The organism is Pseudonocardia acidicola, from assembly GCF_012911935.1.
GTDB classification, from domain to species: Bacteria; Actinomycetota; Actinomycetes; order Mycobacteriales; family Pseudonocardiaceae; genus Pseudonocardia; species Pseudonocardia acidicola.
In genome coordinates, this window is record NZ_JAAXLA010000029.1 from 31,521 (window position 1) to 50,378 (window position 18,858).

General features: G+C 72.0%; 19 protein-coding genes. 6 read left to right on the plus strand and 13 right to left on the minus strand.

Translation table 11 applies throughout. The annotated features are described in order from the left end of the window. The first annotated feature begins 27 nt into the window (after positions 1–27). The gene (locus HF526_RS16755; RefSeq protein WP_169382388.1) at positions 28–789 is read left to right on the plus strand and encodes a 2-C-methyl-D-erythritol 4-phosphate cytidylyltransferase; all 762 of its coding nucleotides are present in this window, start codon (positions 28–30) and stop codon (positions 787–789) included. After that, positions 789–1,604 carry a glucose-1-phosphate cytidylyltransferase gene (locus HF526_RS16760; RefSeq protein ID WP_169382389.1) on the plus strand — a complete coding sequence of 272 codons (816 nt, stop codon included), beginning with the start codon at positions 789–791 and terminating at the stop codon, positions 1,602–1,604. Before HF526_RS16755 ends, HF526_RS16760 begins: the two co-directional genes overlap by 1 nt. A 10-nt stretch (positions 1,605–1,614) precedes the next feature. On the opposite strand, the gene HF526_RS16765 is transcribed toward HF526_RS16760, so the two are convergent. Together HF526_RS16765 and HF526_RS16770 are read right to left on the minus strand one after the other, a co-directional pair. After that, positions 1,615–2,805 carry a methyltransferase domain-containing protein gene (locus HF526_RS16765; RefSeq protein ID WP_169382390.1) on the minus strand — a complete coding sequence of 397 codons (1,191 nt, stop codon included), beginning with the start codon at positions 2,803–2,805 and terminating at the stop codon, positions 1,615–1,617. Positions 2,806–2,887: 82 nt separating this feature from the next. Next, entirely contained in the window at positions 2,888–3,904 is a 1,017-nt protein-coding gene (locus HF526_RS16770; protein ID WP_211177338.1) for a peptidoglycan recognition protein family protein, read from the minus strand. Positions 3,905–4,172: 268 nt separating this feature from the next. Here HF526_RS16770 and HF526_RS16775 point away from each other — a divergent pair, with 268 nt between their 5' ends. Continuing rightward, complete coding sequence (locus tag HF526_RS16775; RefSeq protein WP_169382392.1) at positions 4,173–6,017, plus strand: acyl-CoA dehydrogenase; 1,845 nt, start codon at positions 4,173–4,175, stop codon at positions 6,015–6,017. Positions 6,018–6,075: 58 nt separating this feature from the next. Here the strand turns inward: HF526_RS16775 and HF526_RS16780 are convergent, their stop codons facing one another. The 5 genes from HF526_RS16780 to HF526_RS16800 form a co-directional block, all read right to left on the minus strand. Then, entirely contained in the window at positions 6,076–6,501 is a 426-nt protein-coding gene (locus HF526_RS16780) for a CBS domain-containing protein (protein ID WP_169382393.1), read from the minus strand. Between the two features lie 108 nt (positions 6,502–6,609). Further along, a complete protein-coding gene (locus HF526_RS16785) occupies positions 6,610–8,892 on the minus strand; it encodes a VanW family protein (RefSeq protein WP_211177339.1) in 2,283 nt (760 codons plus the stop codon). A 128-nt stretch (positions 8,893–9,020) separates the two neighbouring features. After that, on the minus strand, positions 9,021–9,314 hold the full coding sequence (locus HF526_RS16790) for a GroES family chaperonin (RefSeq protein ID WP_211177351.1): 294 nt from the start codon (positions 9,312–9,314) through the stop codon (positions 9,021–9,023). Between the two features lie 243 nt (positions 9,315–9,557). Further along, positions 9,558–10,748, minus strand: a complete 1,191-nt coding sequence (locus HF526_RS16795; protein WP_169382395.1) for an ATP-binding protein — start codon at positions 10,746–10,748, stop codon at positions 9,558–9,560. A 193-nt stretch (positions 10,749–10,941) separates the two neighbouring features. After that, entirely contained in the window at positions 10,942–11,781 is an 840-nt protein-coding gene (locus HF526_RS16800) for a DUF1206 domain-containing protein (RefSeq protein WP_169382396.1), read from the minus strand. 102 nt (positions 11,782–11,883) lie between these two features. On the opposite strand from HF526_RS16800, the gene HF526_RS16805 reads away from it, so the two are divergent. After that, a complete protein-coding gene (locus tag HF526_RS16805; RefSeq protein ID WP_169382397.1) occupies positions 11,884–12,519 on the plus strand; it encodes an SIMPL domain-containing protein in 636 nt (211 codons plus the stop codon). 252 nt (positions 12,520–12,771) lie between these two features. After that, the gene (locus HF526_RS16810) at positions 12,772–12,999 is read left to right on the plus strand and encodes a hypothetical protein (protein ID WP_169382398.1); all 228 of its coding nucleotides are present in this window, start codon (positions 12,772–12,774) and stop codon (positions 12,997–12,999) included. Positions 13,000–13,087: 88 nt separating this feature from the next. Here the strand turns inward: HF526_RS16810 and HF526_RS16815 are convergent, their stop codons facing one another. The 6 genes from HF526_RS16815 to HF526_RS16840 form a co-directional block, all read right to left on the minus strand. Beyond that, positions 13,088–13,609: an FxsA family protein gene (locus tag HF526_RS16815; RefSeq protein ID WP_169382399.1), complete on the minus strand. Its 522-nt coding sequence runs from the start codon at positions 13,607–13,609 to the stop codon at positions 13,088–13,090. 52 nt (positions 13,610–13,661) lie between these two features. Next, positions 13,662–15,005 (minus strand): dihydrolipoamide acetyltransferase family protein, encoded by a 1,344-nt coding sequence (locus tag HF526_RS16820; RefSeq protein WP_239028779.1) that lies wholly within the window; start codon positions 15,003–15,005, stop codon positions 13,662–13,664. Positions 15,006–15,029: 24 nt separating this feature from the next. Next, entirely contained in the window at positions 15,030–16,004 is a 975-nt protein-coding gene (locus HF526_RS16825) for an alpha-ketoacid dehydrogenase subunit beta (RefSeq protein ID WP_169382401.1), read from the minus strand. Continuing rightward, positions 16,004–17,188, minus strand: coding sequence for a thiamine pyrophosphate-dependent enzyme (locus HF526_RS16830; protein WP_169382402.1), 1,185 nt, complete (start codon positions 17,186–17,188; stop codon positions 16,004–16,006). Before HF526_RS16830 ends, HF526_RS16825 begins: the two co-directional genes overlap by 1 nt. Positions 17,189–17,389: 201 nt before the next feature. Further along, positions 17,390–17,662 (minus strand): antitoxin, encoded by a 273-nt coding sequence (locus tag HF526_RS16835; protein WP_169382403.1) that lies wholly within the window; start codon positions 17,660–17,662, stop codon positions 17,390–17,392. A 196-nt stretch (positions 17,663–17,858) separates the two neighbouring features. Continuing rightward, positions 17,859–18,443 carry a peroxidase-related enzyme gene (locus HF526_RS16840; RefSeq protein WP_169382404.1) on the minus strand — a complete coding sequence of 195 codons (585 nt, stop codon included), beginning with the start codon at positions 18,441–18,443 and terminating at the stop codon, positions 17,859–17,861. Positions 18,444–18,484: 41 nt separating this feature from the next. On the opposite strand from HF526_RS16840, the gene HF526_RS16845 reads away from it, so the two are divergent. After that, the gene (locus HF526_RS16845; RefSeq protein WP_169382405.1) at positions 18,485–18,847 is read left to right on the plus strand and encodes a DUF3024 domain-containing protein; all 363 of its coding nucleotides are present in this window, start codon (positions 18,485–18,487) and stop codon (positions 18,845–18,847) included. Positions 18,848–18,858 lie beyond the last annotated feature (11 nt).

Sequence of the window (18,858 nt, forward strand, 5' to 3'; positions counted from 1 at the left end):
AGCATCACGGATCCGGAGGACGACCAGGTGGCCAGCGACACGGGTGACGTGTGGGCCATCGTGCTCGCCGGCGGCGTGGCCCGCCGATTCGGTCGTCCGAAGCAGTTCGAACGCGTCGGCGGGATCCGGATGGTCGACCGCACCGTCGCCGCGGCGCGCCGGACCTGCGACCGGGTCGCCCTGGTGCTGCCGCCCGGCCGGGCCTGGGACGGCGCACCGGTGGACGCCCTCGCCGTGGGCGGCGACCACCAGTCCGAGTCACTGCGCGCCGGGCTGGCCACGGTGCCCGACAGCGCCGGCATCATCGTCGCGGCCGACCCCGCCCACCCGCTCGCTGCGGATGCGCTGTTCACCAGGGTGATCGAGGCGGTCCGCGCCGGGGCCGACGGCGCGGTGCCGGTGGTGCCGATCCTGGAGGTCATCCAGCGCGTGTGCGACGGCCGGGTCGTCGGCACCGTGCCCAGGTCCGACCTGGTGATCACTCAGTCCCCCCACGCGTTCCGGGCCGACGTCCTGCGCACCGTCCACATGGACCGGCCGCGGCCCGTGGAGAACTCCGGGCTGCTCGTGGAGCGGGGGTACCGGGTCGACACCGTCCCGGGCGACCCCGGGAACCTCCACGTCACCACGCCGGAGGAACTCGATCTCGTGCACAGGCTCACACGGGCCGAAGTTGCTGTTCGCGCCGACCGACCACTACACACAGAGGTCACTGGCGAATCGGACAATCAACGCATGGCCGGGCACGCACGGCCCGGCGCCCGGACAGCGGAGGGAAACGCGTCCTGATGGACTACGACACCCCGGTGGTCATTCTCTGCGGGGGCCAGGGCACCCGGATCCGGGAGGTCAGCGAGCGGCTGCCCAAGGGAATGGTGGAGATCGGCGGCCGGCCGGTCCTGTGGCACATCATGAAGCTGTACAGCCACTACGGCTACCACCGGTTCATCCTGTGCCTGGGGTACAAGGGCTGGGAGATCAAGCAGTTCTTCCTGGATTACCGCGCCCACCTGTCGGACTTCACGATCTCGCTGTCGCAGGGCGACCACCAGCCGCAGTTCCACAACGGGCGGGCTGACGAGAACTGGGAGATCACCTTCGCCGAGACCGGCCTGGACGCCGGCACCGGCGCCCGGCTGCGCCGCATCCGGCAGTACATCGACACGCCGAGCTTCATGATGACCTACGGTGACGGCGTCAGCGCCGTCGACATCGACCGCCTGGTCAAGACGCACGTCGCGAGCGGGCGGATCGGCACCGTCACCGGCGTGCACCCGACCTCGAAGTTCGGCGAGATGCAGGTCGACGGCGACCGCGTGGCCGAGTTCAACGAGAAGCCCACCCAGGTGACCGGCTTCGTCAGCGGCGGCTACTTCATGTTCGAGCGGTCGTTCCTCGACGACTACCTCAACGACGACGAGGGCCTGTTCCTCGAGCACGAGCCACTGCAGCGCCTCGCCCGCGACGGCCAGCTCACGGTCAACCCGCACGAGGGCTTCTGGGCCGCCATGGACACCTACAAGGACTATCAGCAGCTCAACGCGCTGTGGGCCACCGGGCAGGCGCCCTGGAGGCTGTGGGAGGAGGAGCAGCGCTCCTGGTGACGCCGCGGCGTCACTGGACGGCCAGCAACTCCGTGGACTCCAGGCCGCGCGCGTCGAGCATGTCACGGACCTCCCCGAGATAGACCGGGTTCATCAGCAGCACGCTGCGCGGCCGCGACCCGACCAGGTCGTCCGGACCGCAGATGGGCAGGCCCAGCCCACCCATGTGACGGCCCTGCAGCCCGGGGTTGATGTCGACGACGGCGCGCACCGGCGCTTCCCGGCTGGGCCCGCCGACGACGTTGAGGAACGTCAGGCCCTTCGCGCCGCCACCCCACACCACGACGGGGTCACCCGCGGCGGCCCGCTCGTCCAGCCAGGTCCGCCAGCGGCCGATCTGCTCGGCGACCCGGTCGGCGAAGCTCCGGCAACCCGCGCGCAGCCGGTCCAGTTCCGCCACCGGCAGCGCGACCGGCTCGATCGGCCGGTCGCCCAGCCGCGCCTCGGCCACCACGTACTGGTCGGAGTAGGTGGTCCGCACCTCGGGGCCGTCGAAGCCCAGACCGGTGAGGAAGCCGTGCATGGTGGTCGGGGTGAAGTAGGAGCAGTGCTCGTACTGCAGGTCCCAGAAGGCACCCTCGGTGAGGATGCGCCCCAGATCGGGAACCTCGGCGAGCAGCAGTGGGGTGCGCGCGCCGCGCATCCCGGCGACGATCTCCGCACCGAACCCGGCGAGCGCCGGGATGTGCTCGAGGGTGTGCCGGCACACCAGCGCGGCGGTCGAGGGCTCGACCATGTCCGCGGCGAAGAACTCCGGCACCGCGGTGAGCCGCCCGGCCAGCTGCGGGCGCACCCGGTCGGGGGTGAAGTGCGGGTCGACGCCGGTGACCCGGCCGACGCCGGCGGAGAGCAGCTCGGCGGCGAAGTCACCCGACCCGCAGCCGATCTCGACGAGGTGCCGGCCGGTCAGGTCGTAGCGGGCCACCCAGTCCTTGGTGATCTCGTCGGCGTACGCGGCGAACCGGGGGGAGTGGTGCTGGGACTCCTCGTGCTGGCCGGTGTAGTCGAGCAATCGCTCGTCGAAGGACCGGTTGAACACGAGCCCGCAGTACTCGCACAGGACGAGCACCTGGTCGCCGACCGGCACGGCGCGGGCAGCCGCGGGATCCGGGAGCACGGCGGTGCCGTGCACGGGCAGGCCGGTCAGTTCGAAGAAGGGGGCGGGGGACGCGGCGTCGCACGCCGGGCACCGGGTCAGCACACCTGACGATGCTAGGTCGGCGCCCGGCACGCGCCGAGGCCGCCGCATCCCGTCGCCGGCCGCCGAACCTCGGACTGTTCGGTCAGGGAGCGCCGCCGGTGCCGAGCAGCTTCTGCCACACCGGCGCGGTGATCACGTCGGGGAGGCTCTCGGCACCGCGGCGGCCGGCCAGCGTCTCCACCGCGCGTTCGGCGTCCCCGCCCTCACCGCGCCGCACCGGCCGGGCCAGCACCGGCCAGGATTCACCGCCGATCATGCCGTTGACGTGCTCGAACCCGTGCTGGGCCTGGAACCGGCGAATGGCGTCGGCCATCGGCCGGCCGAACCGGCCGTCGGGAACGAGTCCGGTCGCCCCCGCGTCGCGCAGCAGGTACTGGGCGGCGAGGACGACGGGCCCGCGGTCGGCGATGCGCAGCAGCGGCCATGACGCCTTCACCGCGGCCGCTCCCTCCAGCCGCTGGCCCAGCACACCGGCCACCTCGGTGCGCAGTCGCGGCAGCATCCCGTAGAGCCGGTCACCGGGGCACGCGGTGTCCTTGAAGTCGCGGTGGCCGAAGAGCTCGGTGGGCCGGATGCCGTACTGGCCGCAGATGTAGGCGCACATGTCGCGCAGCGCGTTCCACAGCGCGGCCGGCGGGTCGGCGGCGGTGTAGGTGCCCTCGTTCTCGATGCCGACGGCGACGATGTTCTGCCCCGTGCAGTGCGCGCCCTCGACCTGGCGCCGGCCGATCCGGAGCACCTCCAGGCTGCGGTGCCGGCCCTCCATCACGATCCCGCCGCGGCTGATCGTGAAGTGCTGCCCGGTGTCGAGCCAGTGCCGCACGTCCATGTGGTAGTTCTGGATGCCCCGCGCCAACGCGAACGCGGCGTCCCGGCTGACGTCGGCCTGGTTGGCCGTCGCGGTGTGGTGCACCAGGATCTTCACCGGCCGCTGGTTCCAGATCGGCACGACCGCACTGTTGGGCCGGGCGCCCCAGCCCGCGCAGTCGACGATCGGCGGGGCGGCGGCGGCCCATGCCGCGCCGGAGCCGAGCGCACCGGTCAGGACGCCGGTGCCGGCCACGGCGAGCCCACCGAGCAGCACGCTCCGTCGCGTCACGTCGCCTCGACCCACGGTTGTCCCCCAGCCGACCAGGTGATGCACCTTGAGTCACATCATTCCCATCAGGACCACCTGCACCATCCAACACATACGGAGGGTGCACAACGCCGGGACCCGAATGTGTGATCGCCCGCCCGGGGCGGATCGACGGACAACCCGCTCTTGCCCGGGGTTACCGGCGAGTAATAAGCTCATCCTGTTACCGGCGAGTAGTGCCGTTCGCCAGGGACGGCCGGCCGGGCCATCGGGAACGGCGGTGACGGCGATGGGCCACTTCAGAAGCAATCTGCGCGACCTCGAGTTCAACCTCTTCGAGGTGTTCCGCGTGCAGGACCGGATGGGCACGGCGCCCTTCGACGGGATGGACCCCGACACCGCGCGCGGTGTGCTCAAGGAGCTCAACGCGGTCGCGACCGGCCCGCTGGCCGAGTCGTTCGTCGACGCCGACCGCAACCCGCCGGTCTTCGACCCGGCCACGCACTCGGTCACGCTGCCGCAGTCGCTCAAGGACGCCTACAAGGTCCTCTGGGACGGCGAGTGGTGGCGACTGGGCCTGCCCAACGAGCTGGGCGGCTACGGCATCCCGCCGTCGGTGCAGTGGGCCGCGGCCGAGCTGATCCTCGGCTCGAACGCACCCGCCTTCATGTACATGGCCGGCCCGAACTTCGCCTCCGTGGTGCACCGCAACGGCACCGACGAGCAGAAGCGCTGGGCCGAGATCATGATCGACCGGGGCTGGGGCGCCACGATGGTGCTCACCGAGCCGGACGCGGGCTCCGACGTCGGCGCCGGCCGCACCAAGGCCGTGCAGCAGGCCGACGGGACCTGGCACATCGAGGGCGTCAAGCGCTTCATCACCTCGGCCGAGCAGGACATCACCGAGAACATCCTGCACCTGGTGCTGGCCCGTCCCGAGGGTCCCGGCCTCGACCCGAAGCCGGGCACCAAGGGCCTGTCGCTGTTCCTGGTGCCGAAGTTCCACTTCGACCCCGAGACCGGCGAGCCGGGCGAGCGCAACGGCGCCTTCGTCACGAACGTCGAGCACAAGATGGGCCTCAAGGCCTCTACCACCTGCGAGCTGACCTTCGGCCAGCACGGCACTCCGGCCGTCGGCTGGCTGCTCGGCGAGGTGCACGACGGCATCGCGCAGATGTTCCAGGTCATCGAGTACGCCCGGATGATGGTCGGCACCAAGGCCATCGGCACGCTGTCGGCCGGCTACCTCGCCGCGCTGGAGTACGCCAAGGAGCGCGTGCAGGGCGCCGACCTGCCGAGGATGCTCGACAAGACCGCCCCGCGGGTGGCCATCACCCACCACCCCGACGTGCGCCGCCTCCTGATGCTGCAGAAGGCCTACGCCGAGGGCCTGCGCGCCGTCTACACCTACACCGCGACGTTCCAGGACCAGATCCGCGTCGGCGAGGCCGCCGGCCAGGACGTCTCGCTGGCCGAGAAGGTCAACGACCTGCTGCTGCCGATCGTCAAGGGCGTCGGCTCCGAGCGCGCGAGCGAGATGCTGCTGCTGTCCCTGCAGACCCTGGGCGGTTCGGGCTACCTGCAGGACTACCCGATCGAGCAGTACATCCGCGACGCCAAGATCGACTCCCTCTACGAGGGCACCACGGCGATCCAGTCGCTCGACTTCCTGTTCCGCAAGATCGTCCGGGACAACGGCCAGGCGCTGACCCACGTGGCCGGCGAGATCCAGGCCTTCCTCGACGCCGAGTCCGGGAACGGCCGGCTCAAGGAGGAACGTGCGCTGCTGGCCACCGCACTGGGCGACGTGCAGGGCATCCTCGGCGCGCTGACCCGCTACCTGATGGCCTCGGCCGAGGACCCGGCCAACATGTACAAGGTCGGTCAGCACACCGTGCGCTTGCTGATGGCCGTCGGTGATCTGCTGGTCGGCTGGATGCTGCTGCGCCAGGCGGAGGTCGCACTCACCGCCCTGGGCGGCGAGGTGTCCGCCAAGGACCAGGCCTTCTACGAGGGCAAGGTCGGGGCCGCCCGGTTCTTCGCCAAGACGGTTCTGCCGCAGCTCACCGCGCAGCGAGCGATCGTGGAGACCGCCGACAACGCGCTGATGGACCTGCCCGAAGCCGCGTTCTGATCAGACCCGGAACGGCGGGTGGCGCCCGAAGGCGCCACCCGCCGTTCGCATGTCGGGGTCAGCCGGCGATGTAGGACTCGAGTTGTCCGCGTTCCTCTTCCAGGGTGTCGATGCGCGCCTTCACGACGTCGCCGATGCTGACGATGCCGCGTAGCTCGCCCTCGACGACGACCGGCAGGTGCCGGATCCGCCGCGACGTCATGATCCGGGCCAGGTCCACCGTGCTGTCGGTGGGCAGGCAGGTCACCACGTCGGTGACCATGATCTCGGTGACGGGTCGCCGGAGCAGATCCGGCCCGTGCTCGTGCAGGCGGCGCACCACGTCGCGTTCCGAGACGATGCCGACCAGCCGCCCGCCGTTGACGACGGGTAACGCTCCATAGTTGCCGTCGACGAGTGCGGCGATCACCTCGGCGACGGTGGCCGCCGGGCCGACCGTCGCAACCGAGTCGCCCTTGCCCCGTAGGACATCCGCGATCCGCATCCGAACCCCCGATCCTCGTGACCAGCACCGATGCCGTCGAGGGTACGAAGTGTGACACAGGTCTCGGAAGACGTGGGCCACGACCGGGTTACTCCGATCGGCGCACCGTCACCGTCCGCAGACGACGATCGGTGACGGGTTGTATTTCACCGTCCGGGTCTCGCTGCGGGTCTCACCGGTCTGGATGTTCCGCAGGGTCCGGGTGTCGGTCGCGGTGAAGCCCGGCGCGCCGTTGCTCGGGCTGCACGGCTGGCCCGGCGGGATGGTGACCGTGTTGGGTTGCGTCACGTTCGTCCGCGGCCCGGTCGTCGAGGTGACCTCGTACCGCTTGGTCCCGAACATCTTCACGGTCAGCGAGGACGGGGTCCAGATCGTCTTGATCAGCACGCCGGTCGGGCCGTCGTTGCGGAACTTCAGGTCGATCACGTTGTCGAAGACCGTCGCCTCACGGGCCACCGGGTAGCGGCTGATGTAGAAGCTGTGCTCCTTGTGCGCGACGTTCACCATGCCGGCGAAGTAGGCGGCGTTGTAGAGCGTGGTCGCGACCTGGGAGACCCCGCCGCCGACGCCACGGGCCGGGTGCCCGTCCTCGATGATCCCGGCCTCGACGTACCCGTGCGCGGCGTCCCGGGGGTTGGTCTTCGCGTTGAGGCTGAACGTCTCGCCCGGCTCCACGATGCTGCCGTCGATCTGCTCGGCGGCCCGCTTGATGTTCTGCCCGGAGTCGGCCGCGAAGCCGCCGGTGGTGAAGGAGCTGATCTCCCCGACGATGCCCAGCTTGTTGATGTCGTCGGTGGTCACCTTGGCCGGCTGGTCGGCGTAGACCGCGGTGATCTGCCGCGGCGCGGGCTGGGTCAGCACCTTGAGCAGGTCCCGCAGCGTCGTGTCGTAGTCGACACCGCGGCCGTCCTGCGACGGGACGACGACCGGTGAGCCGGAGGAGAAGTCGAGCGTGGCGTCCCGGTTCGGCTTCTCGGTCGCGGCGAGCTGCGGGTTCAGCGCGTCGGTGATCTTCTCCTCGTTGATCTCGGGAACCAGCTTGGGGTCGGCGGCCGGGTCGGCCCGGAAGCTCAGCGCGGAGGCGACGACCTCCGGGGCCAGGGTCGCCTGCGCGCCCTCGCCGTTGACCGTGACCGGGGCCGAGACCGCCGGCCGGGCCACCGCGTCGATGGCCTGCTGCACGTCGTCGGTGGTGGTGGCGGCCCGCAGCGGGACCAGCGGCAGCGCGACCGGGGCGCCGCCGGCCCAATCCCGCTCCAGCACGCCGACGGCGGCGGGCAGGTCGAGTCGTCGGCCGTCGACCGGCGCCACCGGCACCGGCTTCAGGCCCTCGAAGCGCACCGAGCCCTCGACCGGCTGTCTGTCCACGAGCGGGGCGAGCTGCTCCAGCGCCGTGGTCACCGAACGCTCGTCGGCGCTGTTGATCACGCCGACCTCGCGGGTGGTGAAGAACGAGGCGATCCTGGTGATCGGGTTCAGCGGCTGGGAACCGGCCTGGTCGAGCGTCGCCCCCCAGTCCACCTGCAGGCCGGCCGCCTGCGGATCGATCTCGGTCCGCACGTCGCCCGCCGTCACGGCCACCGGCCGGGTGGCCCGCGGCTCGATCGCCGCGCGCAGTCTCTGCTCGGCCTCGCCGCGCGTCAAGCCACCGACCTGCAGCCCGGCCACGCTGACCCCGCGCGGCACACCGCCCATGCTGAAGGCCAGATCGGCGACGTAGAGCAGGGCCAGCAGCGCCACCAGCGCGACACCGACCAGCAGCCGCCTACGCCGCCGCGGCGCCGGGCCCTCCCCGGCATCCGCGGGCCCGGCCGGCCCGGTGGGCGGCGGCGACCCGGCGGCCGGCAGCTGGATCCGCTCGGTCGGCGGGTCGAACGAGGCGGCACGCCGCAACTGCTGGGTCGGCTGCTCGGACTGCGGCGGCGCCGGCCGCGCGGCCCCGGCGAGCGGGATCGCCTGGGTGGCCTCAGCGTCCGAGGGCCTGAACCAGGCTGCGCCGGCGGCCGGTGCGGGCGTCACGGCAGGGTCGGCGCCGACCGCAGCGGTGCGCACCGTGGTCTCCTCGACATCGGCCGCAGCGGCGTCCGCCGGGTCGGGTGTGCCGGCCGGTGCCGGATCGGCGGCGTCGGCGTTCTCGTCGGCGTTCTCGTCGGCGGCCGGGCGCGGCCGGGGGCGCGGAGACGGCGCCGGGACCTGCGCAGCGACGGCGCTCGCGCCGTCGGCGGCGGCCGGATCGGCGGCCCCCTCGCCGGACACCGCGGAGTCCGCCGCGGCGGGCGCGGGCTCCCCGGGCTCGGCGGCCGCCGGATCCTCGGCCGGCGTGCCGTGACCGTCCGGGGCACCGTCGGGGGCCGCACCGTCGGCGGCACCGTTCGTCCGATCGCCCGGCAACGGAGAGACCTCGGGCTCCGTCGACGTCGGGCGCTGCGTCACCTCGCCAGGCGAGGGCTGGCGCTCGGGCATGAAGTCCGTCTTCCCTTCACCGCACAACTCCGGTTCGGCCCCTCGGGGCCGGGCCGTCACAGGTACAGGCCGGTCCCGTGCTCGATACGCTCGGAAGCGACGGCGTGCAGGTCGCGCTCCCGCATCACCAGGTAGGCAGTGCCCTGCACCTCGACCTCGTACTGGTCGTCCGGGCTGAGCAGCACCCGGTCCCCCACCTTGACGGTGCGGACGTGCTGCCCGATCCCGAAGACCTCCCCCCAGAGCAGACGCTTGGCGACCTGAGCGGTTGCCGGGATGACGATTCCCGCGTTGCTCCGACGTTCGCCGCCGCCCTCGACGATCTTGATCATGACGCGGTCGTGCAGCATCTGGATCTCGAATCGTGGGTCCGGCACCCGGTTGATGCTACGGGTCACCGATGACCGACTTGCGAGCGCCCGCACCCGCCCTGACCGGCCGCCGAGCGCCGGGGCAATGGAAAACCCCGCAGCGCTGCCAGGTCGGGGGTCCGACAGCGCCGCGGGGCTATACAGGGAATCGGGGACCGGGGCCGCCGCGTTACAGCGTCCGGCCGGTTGCCCCGGTTTCACCCGTTCGGCGCAGCCGCTCGGTCAGGTATGGGTGAGCAGGTAGCGGCCGAAGTGGGGCACGGTGAAGGCGATCTGGCCGCGCTGGGCCGAGAACACGAGACCCTTCTTCAGCAGGCTGTCACGCGCGGGGGACAGCGAGGACGCGCGCCGGGCCAGGTGTTCCGCGATGCTCGAGGTGACCACCGGCTCGTCATGCCCGTCGGTCAGCTCGGCCATCGCGCGCAGGTACTCGCGCTCGGCCGGGGTGGCCCGCTCGAACCGGGACCCGAAGAACCCGACGGCGAGCTCCGCGTCCGCCTCCGGGGCTGCCATCGCGACATCCGCGGCACCGATCGGGCTGGTCGGCGCGGCGTCCCAGGCGGCCTTCCCGTAGGCCTGGACGAAGTAGGGGTAGCCGCCGGAGCGCTCGTACAGCGACTCGAGGGCCTCGCCGTCGAAGCCGGCGTCCTCCCGCTGCGCCGGGGCGAGCAGCGCGAAGTCGGCGTCGGCGCGGTCGAGCTGTCCGATCCGGGCGTACGTGAACAGCCGCTCGGAGTACGACTTGGACGCCGAGAGCACCGCCGGCAGGTGCGGCAACCCGGCGCCGACCACGACGAGCGGGGCGCGCAGCTGGGACAGTTCGTGGCAGGCCGCGCACAGCGCCGACACGTCGTCGGGGCGCAGGTCCTGCATCTCGTCGATGAGCAGCGCGACACCGGTGCCGACGTCGGCGGCGAGCTCGGCGACCTCGGTGAACAGCTCGACCAGGTCGATCTCGATGTCCCCGGAGTCGGCGCGGCCGTTCTTCACCGGCACGTCGATGCCGGGCTGCCAGCGGTCCCGCAGCTTGGCACCGTCCGGCGCGGAGCGCAGCGCGAACGCCTTGAGCACGCCGAGCACCGCGTCGACCCGGTCGGGCGCGCGGTGCCGGACGGCGAGATCCCGGATCGCCCGGTGCAGCGCCGCCGACAGCGGCCGGCGCAGATCGGCGTCCGGCCGGGCCTCGATCTTGCCGGTACCCCAGCCCTGCCGCAGCGCCATCGAGCGCAGCTCTCCGAGCAGTACCGTCTTGCCCACCCCGCGCAGTCCGGTGAGCACCAGGCTGCGTTCCGGGCGCCCGCGCGCCACGCGCTCCAGCACGATCTCGAACGCGTCGACCTCCTTGTCCCGGCCGGCCAGCTCCGGAGGCCGCTGACCTGCGCCGGGAGCGAAGGGATTGCGCACGGGATCCATGGATCGGACGGTATCCGGCCGTCTTGCCTGGTTCCTAGATTTCGCTATCGACCGCGACGGCGTGTCGGCGATCGCCGTGTCTACGACTGTCTAGTGGATCCCCGAGAGTCCACGAGACAGGCCGATCGCCGACTATCGCGCTTTCTCGGAAAAACCCGAGAGGGCCCGATACCTCGCGATCCGGGGGAGCGGATCAGGCGCGCCGGGTCGCCGCGTCGGCCAGGCAGAACAGCCCGAACGCACCGAAGCCCAGCGCGACGACGGCCAGCAGCACCCGGCCCGGTGCGGTGGCCCCGATCGCGCGCAGCGCCGCGTCCAGGCCACCGGCGAGGCGGGGATCCGACGCGAACGCTGCCGCGCCCATGAGCAACCCGACGACGGCCAGCGCGAGCGCCCGCGACAGATGCCCCGCGACACCCAGCCACTCGATGCCCCGCCGCGCCGCAGGGCGGAGCCTGCGCACGTCGAGATCTCCCATGAACGTGCGGCGGGTCCCGGTGTAGGTCATCGTCCCGGCGATCACGAACAGCACCGCGGCGACCAGCGCGACCAGCACGCGCCCGGCCGGAACGGCCAGCAGGTCGGCGGTGAGGGTCCGGGCCCCCGGGTCGCCGGACGGGGCTCCGCGGCCATCGACGAAGCCGGCCGACACCGTGGCCAGCCCGACCATCGCGACGGCCTTCGCGATCGCCCCGGCGCGTTTGCGGGTCCGCTCGCCGCCGGTGACCCAGCGGAAACCGATCACCGCCGCGGTGAACTGCCAGACCGCGAAGGCGATCAGCCCGGCCGTGGTCACCACGAGCGCCACCGCGCCGTAGGGCGTCACCGCGACGGCGGCCACGGCACCCTGCGCGTCAGCCGAACCGCGTGGCAGCGCCCCGGCCACGATCTGCAGTGCCAGCCAGGCGACGAGCAGGTGCACCACCCCGTAGCCGACGAGCCCGACCCGGCCGAGCAGGTCGACGGCCCGGCCCGGGGCATCCGAGCGACCCTCGCGCACCAGGCGGCGCAGGCGCGGCAACGGACCGGACATGATCGCTCGAGGTTACTCGGACCGCGCCGCTACCGCTGTATCGGACGATCTTGGATGGTTGCTAGACGGCCGTAGGGAAGACGATCTGGTTGGCTGAGGGGCGTGACTGCCACCGCGCCCGGAGCGGCCGACCGCCCCGAGATCATCACCGAGGGCACCGGCTGGTTCGAGCAGCGGGCCGACCAGGCCGAGATCGACGTCAGCTTCTCCGCGACCGGCAAGACCCGCGCCGCGGCCGTCCGCGAACTCGGCCGGCGGGTCGCCGCGGCCGAGCCGGTGCTGTCGCGGCCCGGGCTGACCGTGCGCCACCGCCGCCTCTGGGTGCACACCGACTGGCGCGGCAGCAGGACTGCCGGCTGCCGGGCCGACGAGGAGATCGCCCTGCTGATCACCGAGGTGGAGTCGCTGGAGGATGTGCTGGGCAGGCTGATCAGCACCGAGCCCGCCGCCGTCAACGGTCCACGCTGGACCCTCCGGGACCCGTCGGCCGCGCTCCGGGAGGCCCAGCAGCGCGCGGTCGCCGACGCCCGGGACCGCGCCGAGGGATACGCAGCGGCGCTGGGCGGGCTGCTCGGGCCGCTGCGCCGGCTGTCCGAGGCACCCGACCACGCCTCCCCGGTGGCGTTCCGGATGGCCGCCAGGGCCGAGGCCGCCGTCGACGTGCAGGAACTCGGCCTGGAGCCCGAGCCGGTCCGGATCACCGCCCGCTGCACCACGTCCTGGTCACTGCTGAGCTGAGCCGGCCGCACGCCGGCGCCGCATCGGATGCTTGCGGTGGGCGAACGGGCGCGCCGTGACGAACCACTGTGGAGTGGACCCGGATCGGAAAATGCCGATCACGAACCTATTCCAGGCATCGATCACACACCAACGGTTGCGACGCGAGCCCGGCACGTTCTCGATGGGGTGGTATCCGCGCTCGGAGTAGCGCGAGCATCCCGCGAAAGCAGACACTCGTTTGGCCTAATCGAGTCGTTGGGGGTGCATTTCATGAACCGACGCCGGGGAAAGCACAGACTGGCTCGAAAGACCAGGAACGAACTGCCGCTGCGGTATCCGCAGAAGAAGTCGCAGCGAAAGGCCGGCGTGCTGGCCGCGACCCGAGCACTTCTCGCCGGCACTGTGGCCCTATTGATCGTGACCGGGACGGCGACCGGCTTCAACAACGGCGTCGTCCCCGGGGAAATCGTTCCCGTCTCGTCGCCGAGCGGCGAATAAGAACCTCCGCGGGAGGCCGGCCGTCCGCCGGCGCGAATTCGAACTCGCCGCTCGGACGGTGTTCGGCGCCCCGGCGGACGGGGCCGGGTCAGCCGGCGGCCCGACCGCGCTCGGTCGGCTCCTCTGCGACGGTGCCCTCGATGACCAGCGGGGCCCGCCGCGACCGGTCGCCGGAGCCGGTGGGCTCCGCGGGGCCGGGACTCGGCACGACGTCGCCGTCGACGATCGGGCCGTCGGCCCGGATCCGGGCCGTGCGCAGCCCCGGGGCCCGGCGTTCGGCCACCCGGACGATCCACTGCCGGACCAGCGCCCGGGTCGGCGGCAACACCAGCAGCAGGCCGGCCAGGTCGCTGACCAGGCCCGGCAGGAACAGCAGCAGGCCACCGGCGGCGACCAGCAATCCGTCGGTCAGCTCCACATGCGCGATCCGCCTGCTGCGCGTCGCCTCGGCCAGGGCCTGTGCCGCTCGCACACCCTCGCGCCGCGCCAGCCACAGGCCCAGCAGCGAACCGGCCAGCAGGACCAGCAGCGTCCAGCCCACCCCGATCCAGGAGCCGAGGGCGACCAGCGCGACGATCTCGACAACGAGATACAAGAGCACGAACGGCATACCCGTACAACGAACGGGATGCCGCTCGTGCTCCCGGCTGTGGGAATCGGTGTCACCAGGTCAGCGCGATGCCCGGATCCTCCAGCAGCGCACCGACATCGGCCAGGAACCGGGAGCCCTGCTCGCCGTCGACCAGCCGGTGGTCGAAGGACAGCGCGAGCTGGCACACGGTCCGCACGGCGAGCTCGCCGTCGACCACCCAGGGCGTCGGCTTGATCGCCCCGACGGCCAGGATCGCCGCCTCTCCCGGGTTGACGATCGGGGTGCCCGTGTCCACCCCGAACACGCCGACATTGGTGATCGTGAACGTGCCGCCGACCAGGCCCGCCGGGGGGGTCCTGCCCGCCCGCGCGGTCTCGGTGAGCTCACCGAGCGCGGTCGCCAGCCCGAGCAGGTCGAGCATGTCGGCGTCGCGGATCTTCGGCACGATCAGCCCGCGCGGGGTCGCCGCGGCGATGCCGAGCTGCATCCGGTCGTAGTAGACGATCTCGCCCGCCGCGTCGTCCCAGCTCGCGTTGACCTCCGGGGTGCGCCGCGCGGCCAGGCAGACCGCCTTGGCCACGAACGCCAGCGGGGTCAGCTTGATCCCGGCGAACGCCCGCGAACCGCGCAGCCGGTCGCGCAGCGCCATCGTCGCGGTCACGTCGACGGCGAGGAACTCGGTGACGTGCGGGGCCGTGAACGCGCTGGACACCATGGCCGCCGCGGTGGCCTTGCGGACCCCGCGGATCGGCTCCCGGCGTACGCCGCCGGCCACCGGTGCAGGTGCCGGCACCGCTTCCGGTTCGGCCGCGGCCCCCGCCGCCACAGCCTGCACGTCGTCGCGGGTGATCACGCCGCCCGGTCCGGATCCGGTGACAGCGTGCAGGTCGACGCCCAGGTCGCGGGCCAGCTTGCGCACCGGGGGCTTGGCCAGCGGCACCAGCCCGCCCCTCGCGTCCACATGATCGGCGTCCGGGACCGTGGAGCCGCGCTGTGCACGGCCACCGCCGCCCAGCTGCTGATCACCGCGGGAGGGCGGGGCCGTGCTTCCCGGGGCGCCCGCCCGGCGCGGCCGGCGGGTCACCGTGCCCTGCCGCGGCCCGTAGCCGACCAGGGTGGGGATGCGCCTGCCCGCGCCGGCTTCCCCGATCCTCGTGCCACCCTCGGACGCGGCGGCGGCCCCGGCCGCGGGAGCCCCGGTCTCGATGGCGATGATCGGCGTGCCGACCTCGACGGTCTGCCCCGGCTCGGCCAGCAGTTCGCCGACCGTGCCCGCGAACGGTGACGGCAGCTCAACGGCCGCCTTGGCGGTCTCGATCTCCACGATGATCTGGTTGACCGCCACCATGTCGCCCGGCGCGACGTGCCAGCTGATGATCTCGGCCTCGGTCAGGCCCTCGCCCACATCGGGCATTCGGAACTCATGTCGCATGCCGGATCACCAGGCCAGCGAACGGTCGACGGCGTCGAGCACCCGATCGAGATCGGGGAGGTAGTCCTCCTCGCACTTCGACGGGGGGTACGGGGTGTCGAACCCGGTCACCCGCAGCACCGGCGCTTCCAGGGAGAAGAAGCACTCCTGCTGCACGCGGGCCGCGACCTCCGAGGTGATCGACGACTCGGACGGCGCCTCGGACACCACCACGAGCCGGCCGGTGCGCCGGACCGAGTCGAACACCGGGCCCAGGTCGAGCGGTGACAGCGTGCGCAGGTCGATCACCTCGAGTTCGACGCCGTCGGCCTCGGCCGCGACCGCCGCGTCCAGACAGGTCCGGACGAGCGGCCCGTAGCCGGCAACGGTGACCGACGACCCGGTACGCAGCACCCGTGAGGAGAACAACGGCGGCGGGGTCGCGCCGGGATCGACCTCCGCCTTCTCCCAGTACCGGCGCTTGGGCTCGAAGAAGATCACCGGGTCGTCGCTGGCCACGGCCTGCTGAATCATCCAGTAGGCGTCCGACGGGTTCGAGCACGCGACGACCTTGAGCCCGGCGACGTGCGCGAACAGCGACTCCGGGGACTCGCTGTGATGCTCGACCGCGCCGATCCCACCGCCGAACGGGATGCGCACCACCACCGGCATCCGGACCTTGCCCTGCGACCGGAAATGGGTCTTCGCGAGCTGGGAGACGATCTGGTCGAAACCGGGGAACACGAAGCCGTCGAACTGGATCTCACACACCGGCCGGAAGCCGCGTACCGCCAGCCCGACCGCGGTGCCGATGATTCCCGACTCCGACAGCGGGGTGTCCAGAACGCGCTGCTCCCCGAAGTCCTTCTGCAGCCCGTCGGTGATGCGGAAGACGCCGCCGAGCTTGCCGACGTCCTCGCCCATGATGATCACCTTGGGGTCGCGCTCCATCGCGGCGCGCAGGCCGTCGTTGAGGGCCTTCGCCATGGTCAGGGTCGCCATCAGTCCACCGCCTCGAACGAAGCGTGGTACGCCAGGAACTCCGCGCGCTCCGCCTCCACCAGCGGCGACGGTTCGGTGTAGACCTCGGAGAACATCCGGTCCGGCGCCGGGTCGGGCATGGCCAGGCAGAACTCGCGCAGTCGCGCGGCCAGTTCGTCGGCCTCGGCGGCGACGCCGTCGAAGAACTCACTCCCGACGTGGTGCTCGCGGACCAGGTTGACCCGCACCCGCTCGATGGGGTCCTTGAGCTTCCACAGCTCGAGCTCGTCGGCCAACCGGTAGCGGCTCGGGTCGTCGGAGGTGGTGTGCGCGTCCATCCGGTACGTGTAGGCCTCGATGAGCACCGGGCCGTTGCCGGTGCGGCACTCCTCGAGGGCCCAGCGGGTGACGGCGAGGCAGGCGAGCACGTCGTTGCCGTCGACCCGGATGCCGGGGAAGCCGTAGCCGCGGGCGCGCTCGTAGAGCGGCACCCGGGTCTGACGCTCCAGCGGCACCGAGATGGCCCACTGGTTGTTCTGGCAGTAGAAGACGACGGGCGCGTCGTAGGCTGCGGCCCAGACGAAGCCCTCGTGCACGTCGCCCTGGGAGGTGGCGCCGTCGCCGAAGAAGCAGATCGTCGCCTCGGCGTCCGGTCCGTCACCCACCTTGCCCTCGAAGCGCTGGCCCATGGCGTAGCCGGCCGCGTTGAGGCACTGGTTGCCGATGACGATCGTGTACAGGTTGAACCGGGTGGCCAGGGGGTCCCAGCTGCCGTTGTCGGTCCCGCGGAAGATGCCGAGCAGGTCGGTCGGGTCGATGCCCCGGCACCAGGCGACGCCGTGCTCGCGGTAGCTCGGGAACGCCATGTCCTGTGGCTGCAGCGCCCGGCCTGCACCGATCTGCGCGGCCTCCTGGCCGAGCAGCGGAACCCAGATGCCGAGCTGGCCCTGCCGCTGCAGCGCGTTGCCCTCGCGGTCGGCCCGGCGGACCAGGACCATGTCCCGGTAGAGCGCCTTGATCGACTCCGCGTCGACGTCGTCGGCGTAGGCGTCGAAGCGAGGGTCGGACAGCCGCTGACCCTCCGGGGTCAGCAACTGGACGAGTTCCTCACCGCCGGCGTCGGTGCCCCGGAGCCCGGCGAGGACCTGCTCGCGACTCGGCCGGGATCGGGGATCGGCAGGGTTCCAGGCCTGTGGTGTGGACACGGTGCCTCCTCGTGGTCACGACCCGGTCCGCTCGTGGCGTCCCCGGTCGTGCCGGGACGGCCCCACCTCGGTGTAGGGGGCCGCCCCGGCAGCGAACTGTGTTCGTGACCACGATCCTGGCACGCCCGGCGCGCTGTGGGCAGCGCGCCGAACCACATGATCGGCTCGAAGGTTGTGGCGAAACCGCAGCCCGGAGGTGGGTCAGGAGCCGGGGCGACGGCCCCGATCGGTGCCGTACCCGCCGGGGTAGCCGTCGGCCTGCCGGCCCTGACCCGGCCGGCCGGCGCCGGCGGCGTCCTTGACCTTGCGCGCCGCGCCGTCGATCTGGCCCGAGTACCTACCCTTGGTCTGCTTGTCGACGAACTGGGCCGCCTGGTCGACGAACCGCGCTGCCTTGTCGGGGTTCTTCTTGGCGTAACGGCGAGCGGCCTCGGCCGCACCGGCCAGCGTCGCGAGCTTCCTGAACAGCGGCATTGTGTCCTCCGGTGATCGTGTGCTTCTCGACTGCCGAACGAACGGGCAGATTGTCCGAGTTCCCCTACCCGCTGAGGCCACCGGCGAATCCCCGGCTCCTGCACGCCGAGTGCTGCGTCACGGTAGTTCGATCATGCGCCGACCACCGTGGTGTGGCACTCGGCGGCCGGACCCCCGCTTCCCGAGCCGCGCCGACCTACCCGCGCGGCAGCCGCCCCATCAGGAAGAACTCCGGGTTGGGACGCAGCGCCGTGAGGTGGGCGAGCCGGTTGGACATCGCGAACAGCGCGGTGATGGCGCCGATGTCCCAGATCTCGTCGTCGCTCAGCCCGGCCGCGCGCGCGTCGTCGAGCTCGGCCTCGGTGAGTGCGGCCGAGTCGGTCGCGATCAGCAGTGCGAGGTCGACGATCGCCCGCTCCCGCGGGCTCAGCTCCACACCCCATGGGTTGGTCGCCACCCGGTCGGCGATCTCCGGGTCCTTGGTGCGCACCCGCAGGATCGCGCCGTGCGCGACGACGCAGTAGGTGCAGTGGTTCGCCCCGGAGGTCGCCACCACGATCAGCTCGCGCTCGGCCTTGCTCAGCCCGTCGCTGCGTTCCATCAGCGCGTCGTGGTAGTCGAGGAACGCGCGCAACTCGGCCGGGCGGCGAGCCAGGGCCCGGAACACGTTGGGCACGAAGCCGGACTTCTCCGCGATCGCGCCGATGCGCTCCCGGAGATCCTCCGGCATGTCTTCGAGTTCGACCGCGCCGAAGCGGCTGATCGCGTGCTGCTCGCTCATAGGAGTCGACGGTAGCCGCTGCCCGCGGGATCATCCCCGGCATGCCGGTCCCCGAGGAGATCCGTGTCCGTCTGTCCCGATGGTGCGCCGATCAGGTGCCCGACGCCGAACGCTCACAGCGCCAGATCGGCTACACGACCTCCGGCGAGCAGGTGACGCTGCTGGACCGCCGGCCGCCGACGTTCCCCGAACTCGGCGCAGCGTGGATCTCGACGCCGGTCGCGCAGTTGCGCAACGACGAGCCGGGCCGCTGGTCGCTGTGGCGGCCCGCCGCCACCGACGACCCGGATGCGTGGGAACCCGACGGCGGCGGCTCCGCGGAGGACCCGCTGGCCCTGCTCACCCGCATCGAAGACGCGATCCGCGTCAGCGCACCCCCGGCCCGGGAACCCGGAGCCGACTGACCGCGGACCGA

Excerpts from the sequence above, each read along its gene's own strand:
- HF526_RS16795 (WP_169382395.1), bottom strand. The coding sequence starts at position 10,748 with ATGGATCCCGTGCGCAATCCCTTCGCTCCCGGCGCAGGTCAGCGGCCT.
- HF526_RS16810 (WP_169382398.1), top strand. The coding sequence starts at position 12,772 with ATGAACCGACGCCGGGGAAAGCACAGACTGGCTCGAAAGACCAGGAAC.
- HF526_RS16800 (WP_169382396.1), bottom strand. The coding sequence starts at position 11,781 with ATGTCCGGTCCGTTGCCGCGCCTGCGCCGCCTGGTGCGCGAGGGTCGC.
- HF526_RS16780 (WP_169382393.1), bottom strand. The coding sequence starts at position 6,501 with ATGCGGATCGCGGATGTCCTACGGGGCAAGGGCGACTCGGTTGCGACG.
- HF526_RS16760 (WP_169382389.1), top strand. The coding sequence starts at position 789 with ATGGACTACGACACCCCGGTGGTCATTCTCTGCGGGGGCCAGGGCACC.
- HF526_RS16845 (WP_169382405.1), top strand. The coding sequence starts at position 18,485 with ATGCCGGTCCCCGAGGAGATCCGTGTCCGTCTGTCCCGATGGTGCGCC.
- HF526_RS16790 (WP_211177351.1), bottom strand. The coding sequence starts at position 9,314 with ATGCTGCACGACCGCGTCATGATCAAGATCGTCGAGGGCGGCGGCGAA.
- HF526_RS16775 (WP_169382392.1), top strand. The coding sequence starts at position 4,173 with ATGGGCCACTTCAGAAGCAATCTGCGCGACCTCGAGTTCAACCTCTTC.
- HF526_RS16820 (WP_239028779.1), bottom strand. The coding sequence starts at position 15,005 with ATGCCCGATGTGGGCGAGGGCCTGACCGAGGCCGAGATCATCAGCTGG.
- HF526_RS16815 (WP_169382399.1), bottom strand. The coding sequence starts at position 13,609 with ATGCCGTTCGTGCTCTTGTATCTCGTTGTCGAGATCGTCGCGCTGGTC.
- HF526_RS16835 (WP_169382403.1), bottom strand. The coding sequence starts at position 17,662 with ATGCCGCTGTTCAGGAAGCTCGCGACGCTGGCCGGTGCGGCCGAGGCC.
- HF526_RS16840 (WP_169382404.1), bottom strand. The coding sequence starts at position 18,443 with ATGAGCGAGCAGCACGCGATCAGCCGCTTCGGCGCGGTCGAACTCGAA.
- HF526_RS16825 (WP_169382401.1), bottom strand. The coding sequence starts at position 16,004 with ATGGCGACCCTGACCATGGCGAAGGCCCTCAACGACGGCCTGCGCGCC.